Origin of the sequence: Flagellimonas algicida (assembly GCF_049629585.1) — a bacterium.
GTDB lineage: Bacteria > Bacteroidota > Bacteroidia > Flavobacteriales > Flavobacteriaceae > Flagellimonas.
Genome location: NZ_JBMYIX010000001.1, coordinates 764,019 through 786,446 on the forward strand (window position 1 = coordinate 764,019; position 22,428 = coordinate 786,446).

The 22,428-nt window shown below is 40.3% G+C and carries 22 protein-coding genes; 14 read left to right on the top strand and 8 right to left on the bottom strand.

Annotated elements, in window-relative coordinates; genetic code table 11:
* Positions 1–113: 113 nt before the first annotated feature.
* From ACPD8L_RS03335 to ACPD8L_RS03345, 3 genes are all read left to right on the top strand, one after another.
* Positions 114–1,214 (top strand): M14 family metallopeptidase, encoded by a 1,101-nt coding sequence (locus ACPD8L_RS03335; RefSeq protein WP_423941856.1) that lies wholly within the window; start codon positions 114–116, stop codon positions 1,212–1,214.
* 100 nt (positions 1,215–1,314) lie between these two features.
* A complete protein-coding gene (locus ACPD8L_RS03340) occupies positions 1,315–1,794 on the top strand; it encodes an Lrp/AsnC family transcriptional regulator (RefSeq protein ID WP_116218835.1) in 480 nt (159 codons plus the stop codon).
* Between the two features lie 19 nt (positions 1,795–1,813).
* Complete coding sequence (locus ACPD8L_RS03345) at positions 1,814–2,329, top strand: DinB family protein (protein ID WP_423941859.1); 516 nt, start codon at positions 1,814–1,816, stop codon at positions 2,327–2,329.
* Positions 2,330–2,338: 9 nt separating this feature from the next.
* On the opposite strand, the gene ACPD8L_RS03350 is transcribed toward ACPD8L_RS03345, so the two are convergent.
* Positions 2,339–2,671 carry a hypothetical protein gene (locus tag ACPD8L_RS03350; RefSeq protein ID WP_421809349.1) on the bottom strand — a complete coding sequence of 111 codons (333 nt, stop codon included), beginning with the start codon at positions 2,669–2,671 and terminating at the stop codon, positions 2,339–2,341.
* 92 nt (positions 2,672–2,763) lie between these two features.
* On the bottom strand, positions 2,764–3,819 hold the full coding sequence (aroB, locus tag ACPD8L_RS03355; RefSeq protein WP_293300461.1) for a 3-dehydroquinate synthase: 1,056 nt from the start codon (positions 3,817–3,819) through the stop codon (positions 2,764–2,766).
* A 91-nt stretch (positions 3,820–3,910) separates the two neighbouring features.
* Between aroB and ACPD8L_RS03360 the strand changes: the two genes are divergently transcribed.
* From ACPD8L_RS03360 to ACPD8L_RS03370, 3 genes are all read left to right on the top strand, one after another.
* Complete coding sequence (locus tag ACPD8L_RS03360) at positions 3,911–5,083, top strand: proline dehydrogenase family protein (RefSeq protein WP_423941864.1); 1,173 nt, start codon at positions 3,911–3,913, stop codon at positions 5,081–5,083.
* A gap of 320 nt (positions 5,084–5,403) precedes the next feature.
* Positions 5,404–6,192 (top strand): hypothetical protein, encoded by a 789-nt coding sequence (locus tag ACPD8L_RS03365; RefSeq protein WP_423941866.1) that lies wholly within the window; start codon positions 5,404–5,406, stop codon positions 6,190–6,192.
* Between the two features lie 1,253 nt (positions 6,193–7,445).
* Positions 7,446–9,224 (top strand): carboxypeptidase-like regulatory domain-containing protein, encoded by a 1,779-nt coding sequence (locus ACPD8L_RS03370; RefSeq protein WP_423941868.1) that lies wholly within the window; start codon positions 7,446–7,448, stop codon positions 9,222–9,224.
* A gap of 203 nt (positions 9,225–9,427) precedes the next feature.
* On the opposite strand, the gene ACPD8L_RS03375 is transcribed toward ACPD8L_RS03370, so the two are convergent.
* The 6 genes from ACPD8L_RS03375 to porX form a co-directional block, all read right to left on the bottom strand.
* On the bottom strand, positions 9,428–9,922 hold the full coding sequence (locus tag ACPD8L_RS03375; protein WP_423941871.1) for a helix-turn-helix domain-containing protein: 495 nt from the start codon (positions 9,920–9,922) through the stop codon (positions 9,428–9,430).
* A gap of 178 nt (positions 9,923–10,100) precedes the next feature.
* Positions 10,101–10,454 carry a DUF4258 domain-containing protein gene (locus ACPD8L_RS03380; protein WP_423941873.1) on the bottom strand — a complete coding sequence of 118 codons (354 nt, stop codon included), beginning with the start codon at positions 10,452–10,454 and terminating at the stop codon, positions 10,101–10,103.
* 5 nt (positions 10,455–10,459) lie between these two features.
* Complete coding sequence (locus tag ACPD8L_RS03385) at positions 10,460–11,659, bottom strand: alanine dehydrogenase (protein ID WP_116218829.1); 1,200 nt, start codon at positions 11,657–11,659, stop codon at positions 10,460–10,462.
* A gap of 43 nt (positions 11,660–11,702) precedes the next feature.
* A complete protein-coding gene (locus ACPD8L_RS03390; RefSeq protein WP_116218828.1) occupies positions 11,703–12,245 on the bottom strand; it encodes a hypothetical protein in 543 nt (180 codons plus the stop codon).
* Positions 12,246–12,648: 403 nt separating this feature from the next.
* Positions 12,649–13,065, bottom strand: a complete 417-nt coding sequence (gene tsaE, locus ACPD8L_RS03395) for a tRNA (adenosine(37)-N6)-threonylcarbamoyltransferase complex ATPase subunit type 1 TsaE (protein WP_423941876.1) — start codon at positions 13,063–13,065, stop codon at positions 12,649–12,651.
* A gap of 7 nt (positions 13,066–13,072) precedes the next feature.
* On the bottom strand, positions 13,073–14,617 hold the full coding sequence (porX, locus tag ACPD8L_RS03400; protein ID WP_293300472.1) for a T9SS response regulator signal transducer PorX: 1,545 nt from the start codon (positions 14,615–14,617) through the stop codon (positions 13,073–13,075).
* 36 nt (positions 14,618–14,653) lie between these two features.
* On the opposite strand from porX, the gene ACPD8L_RS03405 reads away from it, so the two are divergent.
* The 8 genes from ACPD8L_RS03405 (at position 14,654) to fabG (ending at position 22,425) form a co-directional block, all read left to right on the top strand.
* Positions 14,654–15,880 (top strand): HD domain-containing protein, encoded by a 1,227-nt coding sequence (locus tag ACPD8L_RS03405; RefSeq protein WP_116219320.1) that lies wholly within the window; start codon positions 14,654–14,656, stop codon positions 15,878–15,880.
* A gap of 23 nt (positions 15,881–15,903) precedes the next feature.
* Positions 15,904–16,938: a UDP-3-O-(3-hydroxymyristoyl)glucosamine N-acyltransferase gene (lpxD, locus tag ACPD8L_RS03410; protein WP_116218826.1), complete on the top strand. Its 1,035-nt coding sequence runs from the start codon at positions 15,904–15,906 to the stop codon at positions 16,936–16,938.
* Positions 16,922–18,334, top strand: coding sequence for a bifunctional UDP-3-O-[3-hydroxymyristoyl] N-acetylglucosamine deacetylase/3-hydroxyacyl-ACP dehydratase (locus tag ACPD8L_RS03415; RefSeq protein ID WP_116219319.1), 1,413 nt, complete (start codon positions 16,922–16,924; stop codon positions 18,332–18,334). The genes lpxD and ACPD8L_RS03415 overlap by 17 nt, the downstream gene beginning before the upstream one ends.
* Positions 18,335–19,120, top strand: coding sequence for an acyl-ACP--UDP-N-acetylglucosamine O-acyltransferase (gene lpxA / locus ACPD8L_RS03420; RefSeq protein WP_116218825.1), 786 nt, complete (start codon positions 18,335–18,337; stop codon positions 19,118–19,120).
* Positions 19,121–19,124: 4 nt separating this feature from the next.
* On the top strand, positions 19,125–19,691 hold the full coding sequence (gene efp, locus ACPD8L_RS03425) for an elongation factor P (RefSeq protein ID WP_116218824.1): 567 nt from the start codon (positions 19,125–19,127) through the stop codon (positions 19,689–19,691).
* Between the two features lie 6 nt (positions 19,692–19,697).
* Entirely contained in the window at positions 19,698–20,633 is a 936-nt protein-coding gene (locus tag ACPD8L_RS03430) for a UDP-3-O-(3-hydroxymyristoyl)glucosamine N-acyltransferase (protein ID WP_293300484.1), read from the top strand.
* A gap of 59 nt (positions 20,634–20,692) precedes the next feature.
* Entirely contained in the window at positions 20,693–21,565 is an 873-nt protein-coding gene (sucD, locus tag ACPD8L_RS03435) for a succinate--CoA ligase subunit alpha (protein WP_116218822.1), read from the top strand.
* A 110-nt stretch (positions 21,566–21,675) separates the two neighbouring features.
* Complete coding sequence (fabG, locus tag ACPD8L_RS03440) at positions 21,676–22,425, top strand: 3-oxoacyl-[acyl-carrier-protein] reductase (RefSeq protein ID WP_293300486.1); 750 nt, start codon at positions 21,676–21,678, stop codon at positions 22,423–22,425.
* The last annotated feature ends 3 nt before the right edge of the window (positions 22,426–22,428 follow it).

Here is a 22,428-nt window from a genome sequence, read left to right on the forward strand (position 1 = left end):
TTAACTAAAATCACCTTTGCTTTTGTTTACAAATGTATCTATTTTGATAACACATGAATTACATTTGTAAACAACCTGTGTGCTATTTTTGCGACTCACTTATGACACAACCTATGACTGACCACTCCATATATAAAGAACGTAGCATACAAAACCGATATATCAATTTGGAGATGTTGGAGGCTTGCCTCAATACGAGACCAGCATCCGCTTTGAAGATTTTGGGTAAGTCCGTGCAGGGGGAACCTCTCTATGCGTTCTCCTTGGGGAAAGGGGAAACTCGAATCCTGATGTGGTCACAAATGCATGGAAATGAATCCACCACCACCAAGGCGGTTTGGGACATGGTAAATTATCTGGAGTCCAATGAGGGATCGACCATTTTGGAAACCTGCACCTTGATGATTGTGCCGATGTTAAACCCTGACGGTGCAAAAGCCTATACCCGGGTCAATGCCAATGAAGTGGACCTGAACAGGGATGCACAAGAACTCACCCAACCCGAAAGTCAAGCGCTGAGGGATTTGTTCAAAAAATTCAAGCCCCATTATTGCTTTAACCTGCATGACCAAAGAACATTGTTTTCCGCGGGTCATTCTGCAAAGGTTGCCACAGTGTCTTTTTTGTCCCCTGCCAGCAACGAGGAGCGCGACATCACACCAAATAGGGAAGTGGCCATGAAATTGATTGTAGCCATGAACGAAACCTTGCAGAGCATGGTTCCCGAACAAGTAGGACGATATGATGATGGCTTCAACGCCAATTGCGTTGGGGATACCTTTCAAATGCTGGGAGTGCCCACTATATTGTTTGAGGCAGGACATTACCCAAAGGATTATATGCGAGAGGACACCCGGAAATATATTTTCCATGCATTGATAAAAGCCTTGACCACTATTTCAAAAGGGGAAATAGATAAGTATTCCACATTGGATTATTTCAAAATTCCTGAGAACGAGAAACTTTACTACGATATTTTGGTACATGACCCACAGGTTTTGAATCCAGAATTGGACCCAGGAATTTCACTCGGAATACGTTTCAAGGAGGTCTTGGACGGAAACAGGATTTTGTTCCGACCCGAGTTGGGCGATATGGGCAAACTTAATGGGTTCTATGGCCATGAGACCTTTAACTGTTTAGATCAAAAGGATTTGGAGCTACTGTCCGGCCACCAAGAAATCTTGGATTTTATCCAAAATGTTAAAAAATAGACAAGGAACTTTCTTTGCTTCTTGCATTTTATTTAAAAAAGAACCATTTTTATTACGTTAATTTCTTTATTTAACTAATTTTGCTGAAAAATTCAATATAATGACCAAAGTAAAACTAGACGAAATCGACCATCAGATATTGGATATGCTGATCGATAATACACGTACACCCTTTACCGATATTGCCAAAAAGCTTTTGATATCTGCTGGTACGGTACACGTTAGGGTGAAGAAAATGGAAGAATCCGGAATCATAAAAGGTTCCTCCCTTACTTTGGATTATGTGAAGCTGGGATATTCCTTTATTGCCTACGTTGGGATTTTTCTTGAAAAGACCCACCAGACCAAGTTTGTACTGGAACGTCTTAACCAGATTCCGTATGTGACCGTGGCCCACATTACCACCGGAAAGTTCAATATTTTCTGCAAGATTAGGGCCAAGGATACCACCCATGCCAAGAACATCATTTTTAAAATTGATGATATTGACGGTATTAGCAGAACAGAGACCATGATTTCGTTGGAAGAGAGCATCAATGACAAAAAGCGTTTGATGCACACCATCTTTAACGAGCTGTAACCCGTTCAACATTTGGGCCATGCGAAGTTCAGAGTTGCCATCTTCTGAATACAATCCTTTTTACCATACCTATATCCTTGCTTTGGACAATGTGGGTCTCATGGAAGAATTGCACCATGGGAAGCAACTTTTTTTGTCCTTGTTGGATGAAACCCCCAAAGAAAAACTTGAATATGCCTATGCCGAGGGAAAATGGACCTTGGCAGAAGTACTATTGCACATCATTGATGCGGAAAGAGTTTTTCAGTACCGAGCCTTGAGGTTTGCCCGGAATGACAAAACTCCATTGCCGGGTTTTGATCAAGACGTTTATGTACCCCACTCAAACGCTTCAAAACGAACGATGGAGGATATAAAGAAAGAGTATATGGCCGTTCGGCAATCCACTATTCTATTGTTCAACTCCTTTGATGACGAGGCATTGCAAAGATTGGGTGTTTCCAGTGGGTCACCTTTAAGTGTCAGGGCCACCGGATTTATCATTAGTGGACATCAGGTGCATCACCTGAAAATTATCAGGGAGCGATATCTGTAACGTAAAAGTCTAGTATAGGCTGTCGTTTTCGTAATCCCCTTCGGAATCTGGTTCAAAATCAGCTTCGTTAATGGGACTTTCATCGGTTTCCAAGACTTCTTCCTTGCCCAATTCCCTTTCAATGTTTTCTTCAAAGTTGGAAATGAAATTGGAAAGGCTCTTGCTGATTTTCACCAAATATATGGTGTCCTCAGTTTTTACCTCTACAGCCTCAATGACTTCGCCATTTGGTTTTTTCAAGGAAATAATATCTTCATCGCCATACCCATAAGGGTAGGAATCAATCAAAACAGCGGCCACCTTGTGGTCCAGCTTTTTGTAGTCAATGAGTATACGTTTCATAATGGATAGGTTTAATGCTATCCTAAACTATGAATTTTTAAAAGCCGTAAAACCAAAGAGTTGTGAACGGAATTATTTAGTATATGAAGCGATTATTCTTTGTAGTAAGCAAATGCTTTATAAAAGAGTTCCCCCGGCACTTTAACATCCGTAACGGCATCGCCAATGGATTGGAGTAGCACAAAATTGACATCACCATGGGAGTTCTTCTTGTCGTATTTGAGAAGCTTAAGTATGGCTTTGATATCGTTATCATCCAGTTCAACCGGCTCAAAATGTTTTGAGAAGGTGTCCTTGATTTCTAGCAGGGCCAATTTGGACAAACCTTTCAACTCGTGCGAAAGGTAGCCTTCCAATATCATTCCTGCCGCAATGGCCTCGCCATGAAGAAGGGTTTTCTTGTTGGGGCTCTCCAAACAGTACGATTCTATGGCATGGCCCAAGGTATGGCCAAAATTCAGAATTTTCCGAAGGCCTTGTTCGGTGGGATCCTGCAGGACCACATCATTTTTTAGAGCTATGGACCGTTGTATGCTCTTGGGATCCGTAAAATTACCCTGTGTCTTCAGCTCGTCCCAGTATGCAGCATCCTTTATCAACCCATGTTTCAGCATTTCAGCGTAGCCACTGACCACTTGTCTGGGGTCCAAGGTTTTCAAAAACTCAGTGAACACCAACACCATCTGGGGTTGATTGATCACTCCAATCTGATTTTTCAATGCACCAAGATCAACACCCGTTTTACCACCTATGGATGCATCCACCATGGAAAGTAGGGTAGTGGGGATGTTGATGAAATCTATTCCCCGCTTAAAGGTTGAGGCCACAAATCCTCCCAAATCGGTAATTACACCACCACCCAAGTTGATCAAGAGACTTTTTCGGTCGCCATCATGATTGGACAATTTTTCCCAGATTTCCAAACAAGTATGGATGTGTTTGTTTTCTTCTCCAGATTGAATTTCAAAAATGGAATCTACCGGGTAATCCAATATTCCCTTAAAGACAGGCAAACAATGCTCTTTGGTGTTTTCATCCACCAAAAGAAACACCTTGGAATAGTTTTTCTTGGCAATATGCTGTCTTAGAGCAGCTTCTGCGAGCTCTCCTAAATGAACCTCGTACGATTGTGATTTAATGGATTCCATAATTCAAATTACACCGCTAAATAAAGATTATTTTTATTGATAATCTTCTAGATTCGCGACTTATATTTGGATCTTTAAAAGATTGCCAATAATGCGACCGAATTTTGAGAATACCGCAATAGCTTTCGAGCTGAAATCGGACTCCCAACTGGAGAGGGCCTATTTTTTGTTTAGAATGATTGCCAATGAACCCTTGGTTCGGATTGGCTCTGCGGTGACCAATTTTGCCCTCAAGGCACATCTTCCTGTGGAGGGACTTATCAGGGCCACCGTTTTTGACCATTTTTGTGGAGGAGTCAATGAAAAGGATTGCTTGTCCGTGATCGATAATATGTACACCAAAGGGGTGCACTCCATTCTGGACTATTCAGCCGAAGGCAAAGAAGTGGACAACCAGTTTGATTTTGCCGTACAAAAGACCTTGGAGATCCTGGATTTTGTCAAGGAAAAAGATGCTATGCCTTTTGCGGTATTCAAACCCACAGGATTTGGCCGTTTTAAACTGTACGAAAAGAAGAGTTCTGGACAGCCATTGGATGAAAAGGAAACTGCGGAATGGGGCAGGATTGTAGATCGCTATGAAAAGGTGTGCAAAAAAGCCCATGCATTGGGAGTCGCCTTATTGATTGATGCCGAAGAAAGCTGGATGCAGGATGCTGCGGATGATCTAGTGCTGGACATGATGCGAAAATACAACAAGGAGAACACCATTGTGTACAACACTTTTCAGATGTATCGCTGGGACCGAATGGATTATTTGAAGAAGCTTTGTGCCCTGGCCCATGAGGAAGGTTTCAAGATAGGGGCAAAAGTCGTGAGGGGAGCCTATATGGAAAAGGAAAATGATAGGGCCCACGAAAAAGGCTATGAAAGTCCCATTTGTAAATCCAAACAAGAAACAGACGAAAACTTTGATGCTGCCATTACCTATGGTATGCAGCATTTGGACCGAATCACTTTATTTGCCGGGACCCATAATGAGAAAAGCTGCTTAATGTTGGTAGACTTAATGGAGCAACACCAATTGGAGCCTTCGAACACCAATATTTGGTTTGGACAACTTTTTGGAATGAGTGACCATATTACGTACAACTTGGCCCAAGAGGGGTACAATGTGGTAAAATATGTGCCTTATGGTCCGGTAAAGGATGTAATGCCCTATTTGATACGAAGGGCAGAGGAAAACACTTCAGTGGCCGGCCAAACCTCCAGGGAATTGGCACTGTTGCAAAAAGAACGCAAACGTAGGAAGTTGGAGGATTGATTCATTTAATTCAACTCCCTACATTTTATTTAGCTCAGTAAATATGTAGGATTTATAAATTGGACTTCATATTTATGAATCTCACTAATATTTATTTTGATAATCTTATTTTTCGCAAGGATATTTAATCCATATAAAATTTCTCATAAAGAATAAAATTCAAGCCTACTTTCTCAAAGGTGCGTTAAAAGTTATGCGCTGCAAAATTTAGGAAGAATCATTATTTGGAAACGAAATGTTACGCTAAGTCTACGTCACACAATATAGAAGAATGAACACTAAAATGTACTATCAACCTTGGGTCGGATTAAGCTGAAAAAGTGACCTTAAATTCTGGGAGTAGGCATTATTTTATTTTTATTATCATGTTTGGAAAAACAATTCTATTTGGTCTTTTATTTTCAGTTTTTATCAGCTGTGAACATGCAACAGAAGATGTTCATAATACTCAAGAGACAAACCTAATACCACAAGGAATTAAGCAATTAAGATCCTTAAATTACCCTGTTGAGGAAATAGGACGATATCATAATGAAGTTTTAGGCGAATTCATGAATAAAAACAAAAAATATGAATTTACCAGTTTTGAAAACTTACTTATTGACTTAAAAGAAACTAGTCAAAATTTATATGGTCAAAAATACCATGATTTAATTGCAATTGATGAAGAATACCAACTAAAAAGTAGTTCACTTACTTTAACAAATAAAGGAAATAACACATTTAGTGAAATGATAAAAGAGTCCTATACAGGTATGGTAAGTTTTAATGTACAGGAAGCTTTGGACTATATTGTTGAAAATGAATTGACCTATGAAAGTACACATGAATACCTGAAAGGTTATCTTAGTAATAATAATAAACTATCCGACATAGATAAAGAAATTCTACATGCTTTTGATGTATTTACCAGTTATTCCGATGAATATTGGGCAGATTACCCCTCAAATAAAATCAAAGGAAAAGCCGTTCATGCAAAGGGATGTACACCAAGGAGTCAGCAATATTTGGCTGATGGGTTTGGATTTTTATTAGGAGGAGGCTTGGGCGCGTTAGGGTATTCAGCCGCAATTCATATCTTACAAGACGAAGGCTCACATTGTATATAATGGACAAAATAAAGTCACAGTTAAGTAAAAAGAATTTCAGATATAAATCGTTGGGAGAAGACACCCTTTTGGTCAAACTAGGATTTGGTCTCAATTGTAAAATAAGATCAAATAAGAATGATAGTATTGAGGTGATGGGTTATTTGACAGCTTGGAATTTTGCTACAGGTTTAATAACGATAAACATGAAATGGCTTATGGCTTATAATCTTATAATTCTATTTATAGTTTTAGGTGTCATAATGTATTTAAAACCAGAGCCATTTAACACTCCGTTTTTTTATGATTTCTTTTTGGCTTGGTTTATTCTAGCTAATGTTTATTATTTAATAAAATTTCACTATTTCAAATTATTGGTTTATACATTTTCAGACATAAAGTGAATCTTTACATATAACCAGAATGGTAGGTGTTTTACTTAATATCTACAGTTGCTTATTTTTAACAAACTTAGTTGTCCCCTAGTTTACTGGGTATTTTTCAAAAACCAATACCCATAGTTTAGTTTTAAAATATGATAATTCTTAACAGGCATAAGAGATTGTTTTTGGTGATTCTGGTAGGCGGCATATTATATATGCTAAACTTTTGGCTTTTCCGACCATATATTTACTCCTGTTGTGATAGAAGTTTATTTGCTTTAGTGGTTGGTGTTTTACCTAATTTTATTGGCACCTATTTATTTGGTACAATAATTGGATATTTTTCCAGCTACACTTTTCTTAAAGTTTTCTTGATATCGATTGCACTCCCATTATTCATGGAGTTTCATAGAAATGTATTTTACGGACATAATTTTGATGTCAACGATATTATTGCATCGATTATTAGTATGGCTTTTGTTTATCTTTTTTTAAGAAGGAAATATGATATCCAAGCAAACAAGTAAGCATATATTAATATGGTTTCAAATACATATGTATAATAATTAAATCATAATTATGAATCAAAAAAAGGAAATGAATTTAATTCTATGGGGGATATTTTTGACTGTAACAATTGCGGCTTTTGCCTATGTGCTTGGTAAAGATTTCTTTCAAATGATAGCTTTTTGACAATTCATAAATAATTTAAACAATAGACATAGATAATGCCCAAACATTTTCTGGTCTTGATAGTAATATAAGGGGCTTTATTCAGAGCTCCTTATTGTTGTTATGTCTCATACTATTCGAATGGTCATAAAATATGATTCCAGTACAGTTTTTAGCCTATTGTGCCTCTTTTCGTTCCACACAGGTTTTTCTCAAACAATGATTTCTGGAAAAATTGTGGATGAAAGCAGTGAGCCTATACCTTTTGTCCATCTTCATATAAAAAACACCAATCAAGGAACAGTTTCAAACGAGGATGGTGAATTCAGGTTGGTCAGCGACACTGTTAAAAAACATTCCACTTTGATTATTTCCTCACTAGGTTACAAAACCATAGAGGTAGCTTTTAATGAAGAATACCGGGTTTATACATTGTATTCAGAAACCACGCAATTAAAAGGAGTAACCATAAAGCCTATAAATTATGGGTTGGAACTAATCAACAAAGCACGAACGGCCATACCATATAATTACCCTACAGAAGAAGAACGCCATACAGGGTTCTTACGTGAAACCACCCGTTGGAAAGCAAATGAAACCCCTATATATATCGTAGAGGCAGTAATAGAATCGGTAAAAAAATCATATTCAAGAGAGCATTTATCGGGTGATGTTAAACTAAATGAAATTCGAAAATATGAAAGTAATAAATTGGATTCCTTGGATGTGAGAATCTATGGAGGAGGTCATGATATCCATAGTTTCGATATCGTGTCTAGGAGAAGGGCCTTCTTAGGAAAGCCAAAGAATTTTACATATTTAATAAGGGATACACTAAGGAAAAGGGATAAGGATATCTATAAAATCTACTTTCAAAATAAAAGAGGGCAATCTGGTCACGTTTATGTTCTAGATTCAACGTATGCAATCGTAAAAGTTGAAATCCATGATACTTCCTTTGCAACATTCTTGGATATTGGACAGTATAAAAGAAAATATAGGGATGTTAAAATCACCTATGAACAAGGAGAGGATGGGTTATGGAGGTTTAAATATTGTAATTACAAAACTGCTTTTGAGAAAAAAGAAAAAGAGTTGATTTTGACCAATGATTATGTTACTACAAAAGTAGAAGTAAACCCACATGGGATTCCATATCTAGAGCGGTTTCAGTATCGTGATTTTTTATTAAATTCAACAAAGCCATACAATACAGATTTTTGGAGTAATCATAACATTATTTTACCCGATGATAAGGTGGAACAATTGTTCAAATCTAATCTCCCATCAAGTAATGGTATAAATAAGGGCAAAACATCTTTGATTGAAATTCTAAAAAGGTTTCGTACTCAAATGACTATATCTTGGGATCCAATCATGATTAACCCATATTCACTGTATTATGAGAACAAAACGTTTTTAATTCAACAAACTGGTAGCTTTTCGAATATAAGCTCAATAAGTCTGTACAGTTCACTTTTGTATGAGGCAACTACTGATTTTTTTATTGGCTATGCTTTCAAAAGTAATCTTACAAAATCTGGAATTACGTTGCATAACTTGGTGCTTTCTAAAAACGTAAACCTTAACCCAATGGGGCGTCCAATATATATTTCTCCATGTTTAGAATTTGGTTTTCAGCAAACAAACGTTTTTCTTGATAATTATGATACTGAGGATTTTATGGTTAACGGAAAAACATTGAATAGTAACAGTACCGATATCTATCTTTCACAAAAAAGTTTACAAGTACAGCCAAATATTGCACTTAAAATTGAAAAATCACGTAACATTGATTTTATGGTATCTTTTGGATACAACTTTCCATTCAACGAATCAACTGGCTTACTATTCCATGAAAAGAAGGAATTTTTCCTTTTTAGGAAGAGAGCTTTTTCAAAAAGCAATCAAGAAAACCTCAATATTGATCATGACACCCAAAGATTGTTAGAAAATAAATTAAATGTTTTAGCTGGAATTATTTACCGAATGAATTGAATATAGCTTAAACTCATCTGTATTTTAAACAAAAAAATCTAATATGTTAAAAAGTAAAAACAAACTAAAACAGAACATTTTTATTTATATAACCCTACTGCTAATTTTCATTGCAGCTTTTATTACAGGGTATTATGCCAATAAATTTCATGGATAATACAACAATTACGCTTTAGCAATCAATTCATGTGCTGATCATTTTGTTATTGCATATTTCCCCTGAATTCCTTTTCTATCAATATTTTAAAAAACACCCCCGGTGTCATCCCAGTCTTATTCTTAAATGACTTTGTAAAAACACTTAAAGAGTTAAACCCGTACATTTCAGCTATCTGAATCATTGATTTTGTTTTGAGGATTTCAGGATTTTGTTTTATATGGCCTATGGCATAAGAAATCCTAACACCCCTTAGGTAACTTGCAAAATTCTGCCTTTTGTATAAATTAATTGTCTTGGATAAATACGCACTATTGGTGTTCAATATTTTTGCTAAAGATTGCTGGGTAACCCGATTGTCCAAAAATCCTTTTTGAGCTTCCCAAAATTCCACTTTACTCAAAATCTCTTCGAGAATTTCTTTTTTAACTGTTGAATTCTGCTGTATAACATGTCCAAAAGTATGAGGGATTTTCTCTTGGGGAAACCTTATGATTCCATAACTTATTAAGACCAAACCGATCAATAGAAAAAAAAGCATATAATTCTCAGGTTTTAGTGAGAAATATAAGACTTAGTTGATATGATTAGGCTACAAATTGACGAATGCCCCTTTTGAATTGATAGATGAAAGGATTATAAAATTATATAACCCAAAAAGAATGAATCATTGGCTAGCCTTACAGATGAAATTTTAAATCAGCGTATTAGGGTGACTCTCAATTAATATTTTCAATCACGATTTTATCCTCACAACTCTGTGCCTTTAAAATCTTACCCTCATTTTCGATGAAATAGGTTTTACAGGGTTCCGCTTTGGTATCACTTTTTCCAAAATCCACATCGCCATCGGTCAAAAAGGATTTGATCAATACCGTATCCCTGAACTGTTCAGGTAGATTTTCATCAAAAACCAAGGATTTGGACCGCATATCCTTGAGCACCCTACAATTGGGGAAGTAACAAAACTCCAGTCCTTCTTCCCCGGATTTTTTCTTTAAAAAGAAAACCAAAAAAACTATACCAATGGACAGCCCTACCAGGTACCATCCCAAACGCCGTAAAAAAGCCATTCGTCTTAAAAAATCAGAAAATTAATATCACTATAGTTGAGCCCAAACCAGTCCCCAACCGATTTATTGGTCAAAATACCGTGGTACATATAAAGTCCGTTTCGCAAACCTTTATCGAAATGAAGGGAATGTTCCAGCCCTCCATCTTCACCTATCTTGAGCAAATACGGCGTAAAGATATTACTTATTGAAATGGAAGAGGTCCTAGGGTAACGGGATGGAATATTGGGGACCCCATAGTGAATCACCCCAAATTTTTCCATAGTGGGCTTATTGTGGCTGGTAATTTCAGAAGTTTCAAAACAGCCTCCCATATCTATGCTCACATCAATGATAACGGCTCCTTTTTTCATGTTCTCCACCATGGAACTGGATACCACAACAGGGGAGCGGTTTTTTCCACGGGTAGCCCCAATGGCCACATCACAACGTTTTAGGGCCTTGATAAGGTTCTTGGGTTGTATGGTCGATGTGTATACCGTACGGTTAAGATTGGTCTGCAGGGTTCGCAATTTTGTAATGGAATTGTCGAACACTTTGATGTTTGCACCCAATCCCAATGCGGATCTAGCGGCAAACTCGCCTACGGTACCAGCTCCAATAATGACCACTTCCACTGGGGGCACGCCACTGATGTTTCCAAGCATCAGTCCATTGCCCTTACTGGTCGCTGCCATGAGTTCCGAGGCAATCAAGATGGAAGAAATCCCTGCAATTTCACTCAATGAGCGCACTGCGGGATAGTTTCCGTCTTCATCCCTAATGTACTCAAAGGCAATGGCGGTAAGTCGTTTTTTGGCCATGGCCTCAAAATATTCCTTTCGCTGCGTTTTGATCTGCAATGCAGAAATCACAATGGTCTGGGGATTCAAAAGATCTATTTCAGATAGCGAGGGGGGTTCTACCTTAAGAATGATGGGGCAAGAGAAAACCTTCTTGGTGTCCCGGGTTATTTCGGCCCCGGCATTGGTATAATCAATATCCGTGAAATTGGAGCCTTCCCCTGCACCGGATTCAACGAGAACACGGTGACCATTTGCGGTAAGGGCATTCACGGCGTCTGGTGTAAGACAGACACGTTTTTCCTGGTACTGGTTTTCCTTAGGGATACCTATAAAGAGTTCCCCCTTTTGTTTAAGCACTTCCAAGGTTTCTTCTTGGGGCAGGAGCTGTTGTTTGCTAAAAGGGGAGGATGGCTGGTTCATACATTGTAAATCTGAGTGTCATGCCATGGGCATTAAAACAAATTTACATTTTTTTTGAAAGGGTCTTCTGGCGTTGTTCCAGTTTCTCCCTTTCCTTTCGAAGTTCTTCTTTTTCCTTCAGTATGTTTAACTCGGCATCCATGGCGTCCAAATCAATGCCATGCACGTGTTTATCCACCAACTTCACCCTAATGAAATATACTATGGGTGTTACCACCATGGTCACGGCGACCACATACATCACCTCGTTCTCATCAACAATATTGGAGTCAAAGGTGAGTACGGCAAACAACTGGAAGCTGTACATGGAAATGGGTATCAGAATGGCATAATACCACCAATTCTTACAGGTCACGAACCATACCACCAAGAGTAATAAAGGAACAATTTTATTAAAATAATAATAGAAAGCCTCCCCGACATCATCAAATCCATTGGTGCCAAATTCAATGCCCAAAAATGACCATGTCTCTGCACCTTCCGGCATGTATTTGTACCAGTAGAACAAGATGGGGGATACTGCGATCAGAACGGCAAAAACACCTTCCATGATCAGTTTCTTACGGATACTTTTTTTGTCACTCATCACTCATGATAACATAAAAAACCTGATTTTATTGCAAAAAAAATGGCCCTATCATAAAATAGGACCATTTGTACTACAGTTAAGATTGGAAAAAATTACAGCTTTCTAATCTTAGACTTCTCGATACTAGTAGTTTGACTTTTGTCCAAATCTACTGTTGCAACGGCAACAGTCATGGCCAAAAAGGCAACACCTAGTAATCCAAAAAAAACTTTTTTAGTGTTCATCGTAAAAGAGTTTTTGGTTAATAAATGAATTCATCTACAGGACAAATGTAGGAAAATATTTCAACTTCACCTACGCTTCATCGATAAAATTTGCGTTTTAACGTTAAAAAAACACACTTCGTCGATTCATCGATGTCCTGTACAATAAACTGGTTTGAATATAGGGGGATTGTCCGTTAACAAACATTTAACTCGACTGAACGCGTATTTTCATCGATTAAATGCAGGAAAATGGGTACAACGTTTTCCGGAAGTAGGGAAGCGATTTTTTCAGGCCATTCAATAAACACCCATATGCTTGGGTCCAAATAATCCTCAAAGCCCATATCCAAGGCTTCGCTCTCATCGTTCAATCGATAAAAGTCAAAATGATGGGCCAAAACCTTGCCTTGGTCATCATGGTATTCATTCACTAGCCCAAAAGTTGGGCTACTCCCTGCGTCCACAGCACCCAATTCTTTGAGCATGGCCTTCACAAGGGTAGTTTTTCCGGCTCCCATTTCCCCATAAAAACATAGTATTTTGTTCGGGGCAGCTTGCAGGACCTCTTGTGCCGCCTTTTGGATTTCATCTAGTCGGAATGTAATTTTCAAATCGGTATTATTTAGCATCCAAAACTACAAAAGGAACGATCATTTCTTCCAAGGAGACCCCTCCATGCTGATAGGTATTTCTGTAATAACTTACATAATGGTTGAAATTGTTGGGGTAGGCGAAGAACAAGTCGTTCTTAGCAAAGATATAGCTACTGCTCAAATTGATGTTGGGCAAATGGATATCCTGTGGTTTTTTTGAAGCCAAGACATCTTTATCCTCATAGGTGAGACTTTTTCCGGTCTTATACCTCAGGTTTAGGCTGGTATCCCTGTCCCCGATCACTTTTGAAGGTTGCTTTACATTGATGGTGCCATGATCAGTGGTCAATATCAGTTTCATGCCCAAACTTTGGGCTTGCTGTATAACCTCCAACAAAGGTGAATTCTTAAACCAACTGAGAGTAAGCGACCTATAGGCTTTATCATTGGATGCCAACTCTTTCACCACTTCCATTTCTGTTTTGGAGTGGGAGAGCATGTCCACAAAATTGTAGACCACCACGGTTAGGTCGTTGTCTTTTTGTGCCTTGAAATTTTGGACCAACTGCTTTCCTTGTTTCAGGTTATTGATTTTATGGTACTCCCATTTCAGGTTAAGCCCCAAACGTTTTAATTGGGCTCCCAAAAAATCTGCTTCGAAAAGATTCTTCCCCCCCTCATCCGTATCGTTTTTCCACCAATTGGGGTACTGCTTTTCCATATCCAAGGGCATCAGCCCCGAGAAAATGGCATTCCGTGCATATTGGGTGGCTGTTGGCAAGATGCTGTAGTAGGCCGATTCTTGTTTCTTTTTATAATGAATGGCCAATGTCTCCTCAAATGCCAGCCATTGGTCGTAGCGAAGATTGTCTATGACCACCAATAGGGTCTTGTTCCCTTCCAGTTCCGGTTGGATCTTGTTTCTAAAAAGGGTGTGCGACATTATGGGAGCGTCCCCATCCTGAAACCAGCTGCGGTAATTCTTGTCCACAAACTTGCCAAACTGCGAGTTGGCCTCAGCCTTCTGGGATTCCAATATCCCAAACATCCCGGAATCCTCGATCTGTTCCAACTGAAGCTCCCAATAGATGAGCTTTTTGTAAAGCTCTACCCATTCTTCAAACGAGTTGATGATGGAAAGATCCATCGCAATCTTTCTGAATTCTTGCTGATAGTTTGCGGTGGTTTTCTCTGAAATCAAACGCGAGTTGTCCAAACTTTTCTTGAGCGACAGCAATATTTGGTTGGGGTTTACCGGTTTGATGAGATAATCCGCAATTTTGGACCCTATGGCTTCATCCATGATATACTCCTCCTCGCTCTTGGTAATCATCACCACAGGAATGGATACATCAAATTTCTTTATTTCATTCAGGGTCTCCAGACCGGATAGGCCAGGCATGTTCTCATCTAGGAACACGATGTCGAAAAAGGAATTTTTAAGCTCTTCAAGGGCGTCCTGTCCACTTTGACTGGTAACTACTTTATAATTTTTGCCTTCCAGGAATAAAATGTGAGGTTTTAATAGATCGATCTCATCATCGACCCAAAGAATTGTTATCTTGTTCATATAGTAGTTATCTTTGTGGGATTAAAACAAAAATCCTTGGTAAAAACCAATAAGCTTAACGTTTTCAACGACCCAATTTACGGTTTTATTGGAACTCCAAATGAACTAATTTTTCAACTGATCGCGCATCCTTACTTTCAAAGGTTGCGTAGGATCTCCCAAATGGGAATGTCCTTTTTGGTATATCCAGGTGCCCATCATACCCGATTTCACCATGCACTGGGCAGTATGCACCTTATGGATAGGGCTATTCAAGTCCTAAAACTGAAAGGGGTGGATATCAGTGAGGAAGAAGAAACCGGACTGCTATGCGCCATTCTATTGCATGATATTGGCCATGGTCCATTTTCACATGCCCTGGAAGGTTTTGTGGTGAAAGACCAAAGCCATGAAAAACTGTCCTTGTTGTTTATGGAGGAACTCAACAAGGAATTCAATGGAGCCTTGGACACTGCCATAGCCATTTTCAAAAAGGATTATCCCAAACCTTTCATGAACGAATTGGTGTCAAGTCAATTGGATATGGACCGTTTGGACTACCTCAAAAGAGATAGTTTTTATGCCGGGGTCACAGAAGGGAACATCAATTCGGAACGGCTTATCTCCATGCTCAATGTAGTGGACGGGAGCCTAGTGGTGGAAGAGAAAGGGATCTATGCCGTGGAAAAGTTTTTAATGGCCCGGAGGTTCATGTATTGGCAGGTATACCTGCACAAGACAGGCTTGGTGGCAGAGCAGTTGTTGGTGCGTATTATGCAACGTGCCCGTGAACTTTTGATCAAAGGAAGCCATTTGTCCGGTAGTGGGGCCCTTCTATTCTTTTTGGGCGAAAACGAGCCCAAGAAATTTGACAGCGGGGCATTGGCAAAGTTTGCCCAATTGGATGATGTGGACATTTTTGGAGCCATAAAATCGTGGCAGTTCCATGAAGATTTTGTGCTTTCCAAAATGTGCGGCATGGTGCTCAACAGAAAATTGTTGCACATCAAAATAAAAAAGCGTCCGGCCAACCCCGAAAAAATGCAACTAAAATTGGAAGAAGTCGTCCAGAAATACGATCTTTCAGAAGAAGAAGCCTCCAATTTTGTGTTTCAGGGAGAAATTTCGAACAAGGCCTATAACAGCAATGGACAGGCCATACACATTCTGAAAAAGAATGGAAGAATAACCGATGTGCTCAAAGAATCTGACCAACTCAGCCTTAAGGCACTTTCCAAGACCGTGACCAAATATTATAGCTGCTACCCTAAGGAAGCTGTTTAACAAATTTTGTTACTTTTGCACAAATGAAATTTACAGCTACCCAAATTGCCGGAATCTTAGAGGGGGAAGTTGAGGGAAATCCTCAAATCGCTGTGCATAAATTATCCAAAATTGAAGAGGGCGAAAAAGGCTCCTTGACTTTTTTGGCCAATCCAAAGTATACCTCTTACATCTACTCCACAAAGGCATCCATAACCATTGTGAACAAGGATTTTATTCCAGAACAGTCCCTGTCCACCACCTTGATCAAAGTAGAGGATGCCTATAAATCTTTTTCCAAATTATTGGAGTACTACAATCAAGTAAAGAACAATAAAGTGGGCGTGGAAAGCCCATCCTTTATTTCTGAGAGTGCCCGTTACGGGGAAGGATTTTATTTAGGGGCTTTTTCGTATCTGGGCGAGAATGTCAAAATAGGGGACAATGTAAAAGTATATCCCAACGTATATATTGGTGATAATGTCACTATCGGTGACAATGTAATGATTTTTGCAGGGGCCAAAATATATTCAGAATCCATTATTGGGGACAATTGCACCATACATAGCGGTGTGATCATTGGTGCTGATGGTTTTGGATTTACCCCAAATGCCAAGGGAGAGTATAGCAAAGTGCCACAGACTGGAAACGTTATCTTGGAAGATAATGTGGATGTAGGGGCTGGCACCACAATAGATCGGGCCACACTGGGATCTACCATTTTGCGAAAGGGTGTAAAATTGGACAACCAAATCCAAATTGCCCATAATGTTGAAATTGGTGAACATACCGCTATTGCGGCACAAACGGGCATAGCAGGATCCACTAAAATTGGGAAATACTGTCTTATTGGTGGCCAAGTGGGCATCGTGGGACACATTACCATTGGGGATCGGGTCAAGATACAAGCGCAATCGGGGATTGGACGAAACGTGAAGGATGATGAAGTGCTGCAAGGATCACCCGCACTGAACTACGGCGACTTCAATAAATCATACGTACACTTCAAGAATTTACCAAAACTGGTAAATCAAATCTCCAACATAGAAAAAAAAGTTGAAGGTGAGCAAGACAAGTAATAAGCAACGCACCATTGAAAAGAAAGTAACCCTTGAGGGAGTAGGACTCCACACAGGGGAACATGTGACCATGAGTTTTTTACCTGCAAAGGAAAACCATGGTTTTGCATTCAAACGGGTAGACCTTGAGGGAGAGCCCATCATTGAGGCCGATGCCAATTATGTGGTAAACACCCAAAGAGGCACCAATCTGGAAAAGAATGGGGTGAAAATCCAAACCTCGGAGCATGTTCTTGCCGCCTTGGTTGGTTTGGATATTGATAATGTGATGATCGAGTTGAATGCCCCAGAACCTCCTATCATGGATGGCTCTTCCAAGTTTTTTGTGAAAGCGTTGGAAGAAGCGGGTATTGTGGAGCAGGATCAGGAGCGTGAGGAATACGTGGTAAAAGATGTTATTTCCTATAAGGACGAAGCTACCGGAAGTGAGATTACCGTAATCCCTTCAGACCATTATCAGATAACCACCATGGTAGATTTTGGCACTAAAGTTTTAGGGACCCAAAATGCCACTTTGGAGCATATTTCCGACTTTAAGGAGCAAATTGCCAATGCCCGTACCTTTAGTTTCCTTCATGAACTGGAAATGCTCTTGGAGCATGGCCTGATCAAAGGAGGGGACCTTAACAATGCCATTGTATATGTGGACAAGGAAATTTCCGAATCCACTATGAAAAAGTTGGAAAAGGCCTTCAACAAAGAAAAACTATCCGTTAAACCCAATGGGATCTTGGATAATTTGACCCTACATTATCCCAATGAGGCTGCAAGACATAAATTACTTGATGTAGTTGGGGATTTGGCCTTGTCCGGGACACGGATTCGAGGAAAGGTCATCGCCAATAAGCCGGGTCATTTTGTAAACACCCAGTTTGCCAAAAAGCTATCCAAGATCATCAAGATAGAGAAAAGGAACAAGGTTCCTACCTATGATTTGAATCAGACTCCTTTAATGGATGTGACCAAGATCATGGGTATGTTACCCCATCGTCCGCCTTTTTTGTTGGTGGATAAGATTCTGGAACTTTCAGACACCCATGTGGTAGGCGTAAAGAACGTGACCATGAACGAACCGTTCTTCGTGGGGCATTTTCCCGGCGCTCCGGTTATGCCAGGCGTACTTCAGGTAGAGGCCATGGCCCAGACCGGAGGCATCTTGGTGTTGAGCACTGTTCCCGATCCAGAAAACTACTTAACGTTCTTTATGAAAATAGACAACGTGAAGTTTAAACAACAGGTGGTACCCGGAGACACCTTAATCTTTAAATGCGATTTGATTTCCCCGATTCGCCGTGGCATTTGTCACATGCAGGCCTATGCCTATGCCAATGGGAAGTTGGTTTCAGAAGCCGAACTTATGGCACAAATCGTAAAAACCAAAAACGCTGACGAATAGATGAACCAACCCTTAGCATATGTGCACCCAGGTGCCAAGATTGCCAAAAACGTGGTCATAGAGCCCTTCACCACCATTCACAACAATGTAACCATAGGTGAAGGTACTTGGATTGGCTCAAATGTTACTATCATGGAAGGGGCCCGTATTGGAAAAAATTGCAATATTTTCCCAGGAGCCATTATCTCTGCCATGCCCCAAGATTTAAAATATCAAGGAGAAGACACCACGGTCCATATTGGGGACAATACCACCATTAGGGAATGTGCCACCATCAACAAAGGAACCTCGGACCGTATGAAAACAGTTATTGGCAATAATTGCCTGATCATGGCCTACTGCCACGTGGCCCATGACTGTATAGTGGGGGATGGATGCATCTTCAGTAATAATTCAACCTTGGCCGGACACGTGACCATTGGTCAGAATGTGGTTTTGGCCGGAATGGTAGCCGTACATCAGTTTGTGTCCATCGGAAACCATGCGTTTGTCACTGGTGGTTCATTGGTACGGAAAGATGTACCTCCCTTTGTAAAAGCGGCAAGGGAACCCTTGTCCTACGTAGGCATCAACTCCATAGGTCTTCGTAGAAGAGGGTTTGAAGCTGAAAAAATCAGGGAGATACAAAATATCTACAGAATATTATATCAAAAAAATTATAACAATTCCCAAGCGGCATCCATTATTGAAGCTGAAATGGAGGCAACTCCGGAACGCGATGAGATCCTTCAATTCATCAGGGATTCGCAACGCGGAATCATGAAAGGCTATTTTAGTTCAAATTAATCCTATGGCAAGTACTTCAGATATACGAAAAGGGTTGTGCATTAGATACAACCACGACATTTTTAAGATCATTGAATTCCTTCATGTAAAACCTGGAAAAGGTCCTGCCTTTGTCCGAACCAAGTTGAAAAGTGTCACTACGGGAAAAGTAATAGACAACACTTTCTCCGCTGGGCATAAGATTGACGATGTTAGGGTAGAGACCCGATCTTATCAATATCTATATCCGGAAGGGGATACCTTCCATTTCATGAACACGGATGATTACAACCAAATCGCCCTTCAAAAGGATGCGTTGGATTCTCCCGAACTATTGAAGGAAGGCGAGGTAGTTACCATCATCTTCAACACGGAGGACAACATGCCACTTTCAGTGGAAATGCCTGCCAGTGTTATTTTGGAGGTGACCCATACCGAACCCGGTGTAAAGGGAAATACCGCAACCAATGCCACCAAACCGGCCACAGTGGAAACCGGTGCCCGTATCAACGTTCCGCTTTTTATCAATGAAGGCGACAAAATCAAAATCGATACGGAAAAAGGGGCGTACATGGAACGTGCTAAAGAATAATCAGCCATGAAATTCCCTAGGGCGTATACCTTAAAAGAAATTTCGGAGCTTATTGACTCGGAATTTGTGGGAGGGGAAACCTTTCCCATTTTTGGGATGAATGAAATCCATGTGGTGGAGGAAGGGGATATTGTATTTGTGGACCACCCCAAGTACTACGACAAAGCCCTTGAATCCAAGGCATCCGTAGTGCTCATTAACAAAGATGTGGAGTGTCCCGAAGGAAAAGCACTGTTGATTTCCGATGATCCTTTTAGGGATTTCAACAAGCTGACCAAATTTTTCAGACCCTTCCAGAATGCCAATACTTCCATAGCCGAAACGGCTGAAATAGGTGAGGGAACCACAATACAGCCCAATGTTTTTATTGGGAACCATGTAAAAATTGGAAAGCACTGTACCATCCATCCCAATGTGACCATCTATGATCATTGTATTATTGGGGACCATGTTACCATCCATGCCGGTACCGTGTTGGGTTCAGATGCCTTTTACTACAAGAATAGACCCGAAGGTCTGGACAAATTATTGTCCGGGGGTAGGGTAGTCATTGAAGACCACGTAGATATTGGAGCAGCTTGTACCATTGATCGTGGTGTTACGGGAGACACCCGTATCAAAACAGGATCAAAACTGGATAACCAAATCCAAATTGGCCACGATACCGTTATTGGAAAGAAATGTATGATTGCTTCCCAAGTGGGAATCGCAGGATGTGTGGTGGTGGAGGATGAGGTCATCATGTGGGGACAGGTAGGAGTTACCAGTGCCGCAACCATTGGAAAAAAAGCAATTATTTTGGCTCAAACCGGGGTTGCCAAATCCTTGGAAGGCGGCAAGGCCTATTTTGGAAGTCCGGCAGAAGAAGCCCGTGATAAACTGAAGCAAATGGCTTTGGTTAAGAAAATCCCGGAAATCCTCGAAAAATTGAAAAAGATTTAAAAAAACAATAGACAAAACGCATAGCAAAGCCTATTTTTACACCTAATTAAGTTTAACATATGAGCGTCTTAGTAAACAAAGATTCAAAAATAATTGTACAAGGTTTTACCGGTAGCGAAGGAACATTCCACGCCGGACAAATGATTGAATACGGTACCAATGTAGTAGGAGGTGTGACCCCCGGAAAAGGTGGACAGGAACACTTGGGAAAACCAGTTTTCAACACTGTTTTGGAAGCGGTTGAAAAAGTGGGTGCCGACACTACCATCATTTTTGTACCGCCCGCCTTTGCTGCAGATGCCATTATGGAAGCCGCTGATGCCGGTATCAAGGTCATTATTACCATTACTGAAGGTATTCCCGTAGCCGATATGGTCAAGGCCAACGACTACATCAAGAATTTCGATTGTACTTTGATAGGTCCCAATTGTCCCGGTGTCATCACTCCCGGAGAGGCCAAAGTAGGTATCATGCCCGGTTTTGTATTCAAAAAAGGAAAAGTAGGGATTGTTTCCAAATCCGGAACACTAACCTACGAAGCTGCTGACCAAGTGGTCCGTCAAGGATTGGGAATCACAACTGCCATTGGAATTGGTGGAGACCCCATCATTGGAACAACTACAAAAAAGGCAGTGGAACTATTGATCAATGATCCAGAAACCGAGTGTGTGGTCATGATCGGTGAAATTGGTGGACAATTGGAAGCCGAAGCAGCCAGATGGTATAAAGAAAGTGGAAGTAAAAAACCTATCATTGGGTTTATTGCCGGTGAAACTGCCCCTGCCGGACGTACCATGGGACACGCCGGTGCCATTGTAGGCGGTAGCGACGATACGGCCCAAGCCAAGAAAAGAATCATGCGCGAATGTGGTATCCACGTAGTGGATTCCCCAGCAGAAATTGGCGTAAAAGTAAAAGAAGTGGTAGGCTAAGCCTAACCGTTAAAACTTATCTAAAATCCCGTGTAAAGCGGGATTTTTTTTCGGCAAAACATAAAACAACAACTATATTTGGTTGATAACCATTCAAACACTATCAGCATATGAAACTTTTGGAAGGAAAAAACGTAATCATTACCGGGGCAAGTAGGGGAATTGGAAAAGGGATAGCCCAAATATTCGGACAACATGGTGCCAATGTGGCATTTACCTATAGTTCCAGTGAAGCTCCAGCTTTGGAACTGCAAAAAGAATTGGAAGGCATGGGCGTAAAGGCCAAGGCTTATAAAAGCAATGCGGCCAGTTATGAGGATTCAGAAGCTTTGGTGGCCCAAGTCTTGGAAGATTTTGATGGAAGGATCGATGTATTGATCAACAACGCGGGAATCACCAAGGACAATTTATTGATGCGGATGGGAGAGGATGATTTTGATGCTGTGGTGGAAATCAACCTAAAGTCGGTGTTCAATATGACCAAAGCAGTACAGCGTACCATGTTGAAACAACGAAAAGGCTCTATCATCAACATGAGCAGCGTGGTGGGAATCAAAGGAAATGCCGGACAGGCCAACTACGCCGCATCAAAGGCCGGGATGATCGGGTTCACCAAATCCATTGCCTTGGAATTGGGTTCACGGAACATTCGTTGCAATGCCATTGCGCCTGGTTTCATTGAAACTGAAATGACCGATAAGTTGGATGAAAAAACGGTTCAGGGTTGGCGAGATGCCATTCCATTGAAACGGGGAGGAAAACCTGAGGATGTGGCCAATGCCTGCCTATTTTTGGCCTCCGATCTTTCAGATTATGTTACCGGACAAGTGTTGAGCGTGGACGGTGGCATGCTAACATAAAAT

What these genes read in the sequence shown, in the direction of transcription:
- ACPD8L_RS03335 (WP_423941856.1), top strand. Translation starts at nt 114, where the DNA reads ATGACTGACCACTCCATATATAAAGAACGTAGCATACAAAACCGATAT.
- ACPD8L_RS03340 (WP_116218835.1), top strand. Translation starts at nt 1,315, where the DNA reads ATGACCAAAGTAAAACTAGACGAAATCGACCATCAGATATTGGATATG.
- ACPD8L_RS03345 (WP_423941859.1), top strand. Translation starts at nt 1,814, where the DNA reads ATGCGAAGTTCAGAGTTGCCATCTTCTGAATACAATCCTTTTTACCAT.
- ACPD8L_RS03350 (WP_421809349.1), bottom strand. Translation starts at nt 2,671, where the DNA reads ATGAAACGTATACTCATTGACTACAAAAAGCTGGACCACAAGGTGGCC.
- aroB (WP_293300461.1), bottom strand. Translation starts at nt 3,819, where the DNA reads ATGGAATCCATTAAATCACAATCGTACGAGGTTCATTTAGGAGAGCTC.
- ACPD8L_RS03360 (WP_423941864.1), top strand. Translation starts at nt 3,911, where the DNA reads ATGCGACCGAATTTTGAGAATACCGCAATAGCTTTCGAGCTGAAATCG.
- ACPD8L_RS03370 (WP_423941868.1), top strand. Translation starts at nt 7,446, where the DNA reads ATGATTTCTGGAAAAATTGTGGATGAAAGCAGTGAGCCTATACCTTTT.
- ACPD8L_RS03375 (WP_423941871.1), bottom strand. Translation starts at nt 9,922, where the DNA reads ATGCTTTTTTTTCTATTGATCGGTTTGGTCTTAATAAGTTATGGAATC.
- ACPD8L_RS03380 (WP_423941873.1), bottom strand. Translation starts at nt 10,454, where the DNA reads ATGGCTTTTTTACGGCGTTTGGGATGGTACCTGGTAGGGCTGTCCATT.
- ACPD8L_RS03385 (WP_116218829.1), bottom strand. Translation starts at nt 11,659, where the DNA reads ATGAACCAGCCATCCTCCCCTTTTAGCAAACAACAGCTCCTGCCCCAA.
- ACPD8L_RS03390 (WP_116218828.1), bottom strand. Translation starts at nt 12,245, where the DNA reads ATGAGTGACAAAAAAAGTATCCGTAAGAAACTGATCATGGAAGGTGTT.
- porX (WP_293300472.1), bottom strand. Translation starts at nt 14,617, where the DNA reads ATGAACAAGATAACAATTCTTTGGGTCGATGATGAGATCGATCTATTA.
- lpxD (WP_116218826.1), top strand. Translation starts at nt 15,904, where the DNA reads ATGAAATTTACAGCTACCCAAATTGCCGGAATCTTAGAGGGGGAAGTT.
- lpxA (WP_116218825.1), top strand. Translation starts at nt 18,335, where the DNA reads ATGAACCAACCCTTAGCATATGTGCACCCAGGTGCCAAGATTGCCAAA.
- efp (WP_116218824.1), top strand. Translation starts at nt 19,125, where the DNA reads ATGGCAAGTACTTCAGATATACGAAAAGGGTTGTGCATTAGATACAAC.
- ACPD8L_RS03430 (WP_293300484.1), top strand. Translation starts at nt 19,698, where the DNA reads ATGAAATTCCCTAGGGCGTATACCTTAAAAGAAATTTCGGAGCTTATT.
- sucD (WP_116218822.1), top strand. Translation starts at nt 20,693, where the DNA reads ATGAGCGTCTTAGTAAACAAAGATTCAAAAATAATTGTACAAGGTTTT.
- fabG (WP_293300486.1), top strand. Translation starts at nt 21,676, where the DNA reads ATGAAACTTTTGGAAGGAAAAAACGTAATCATTACCGGGGCAAGTAGG.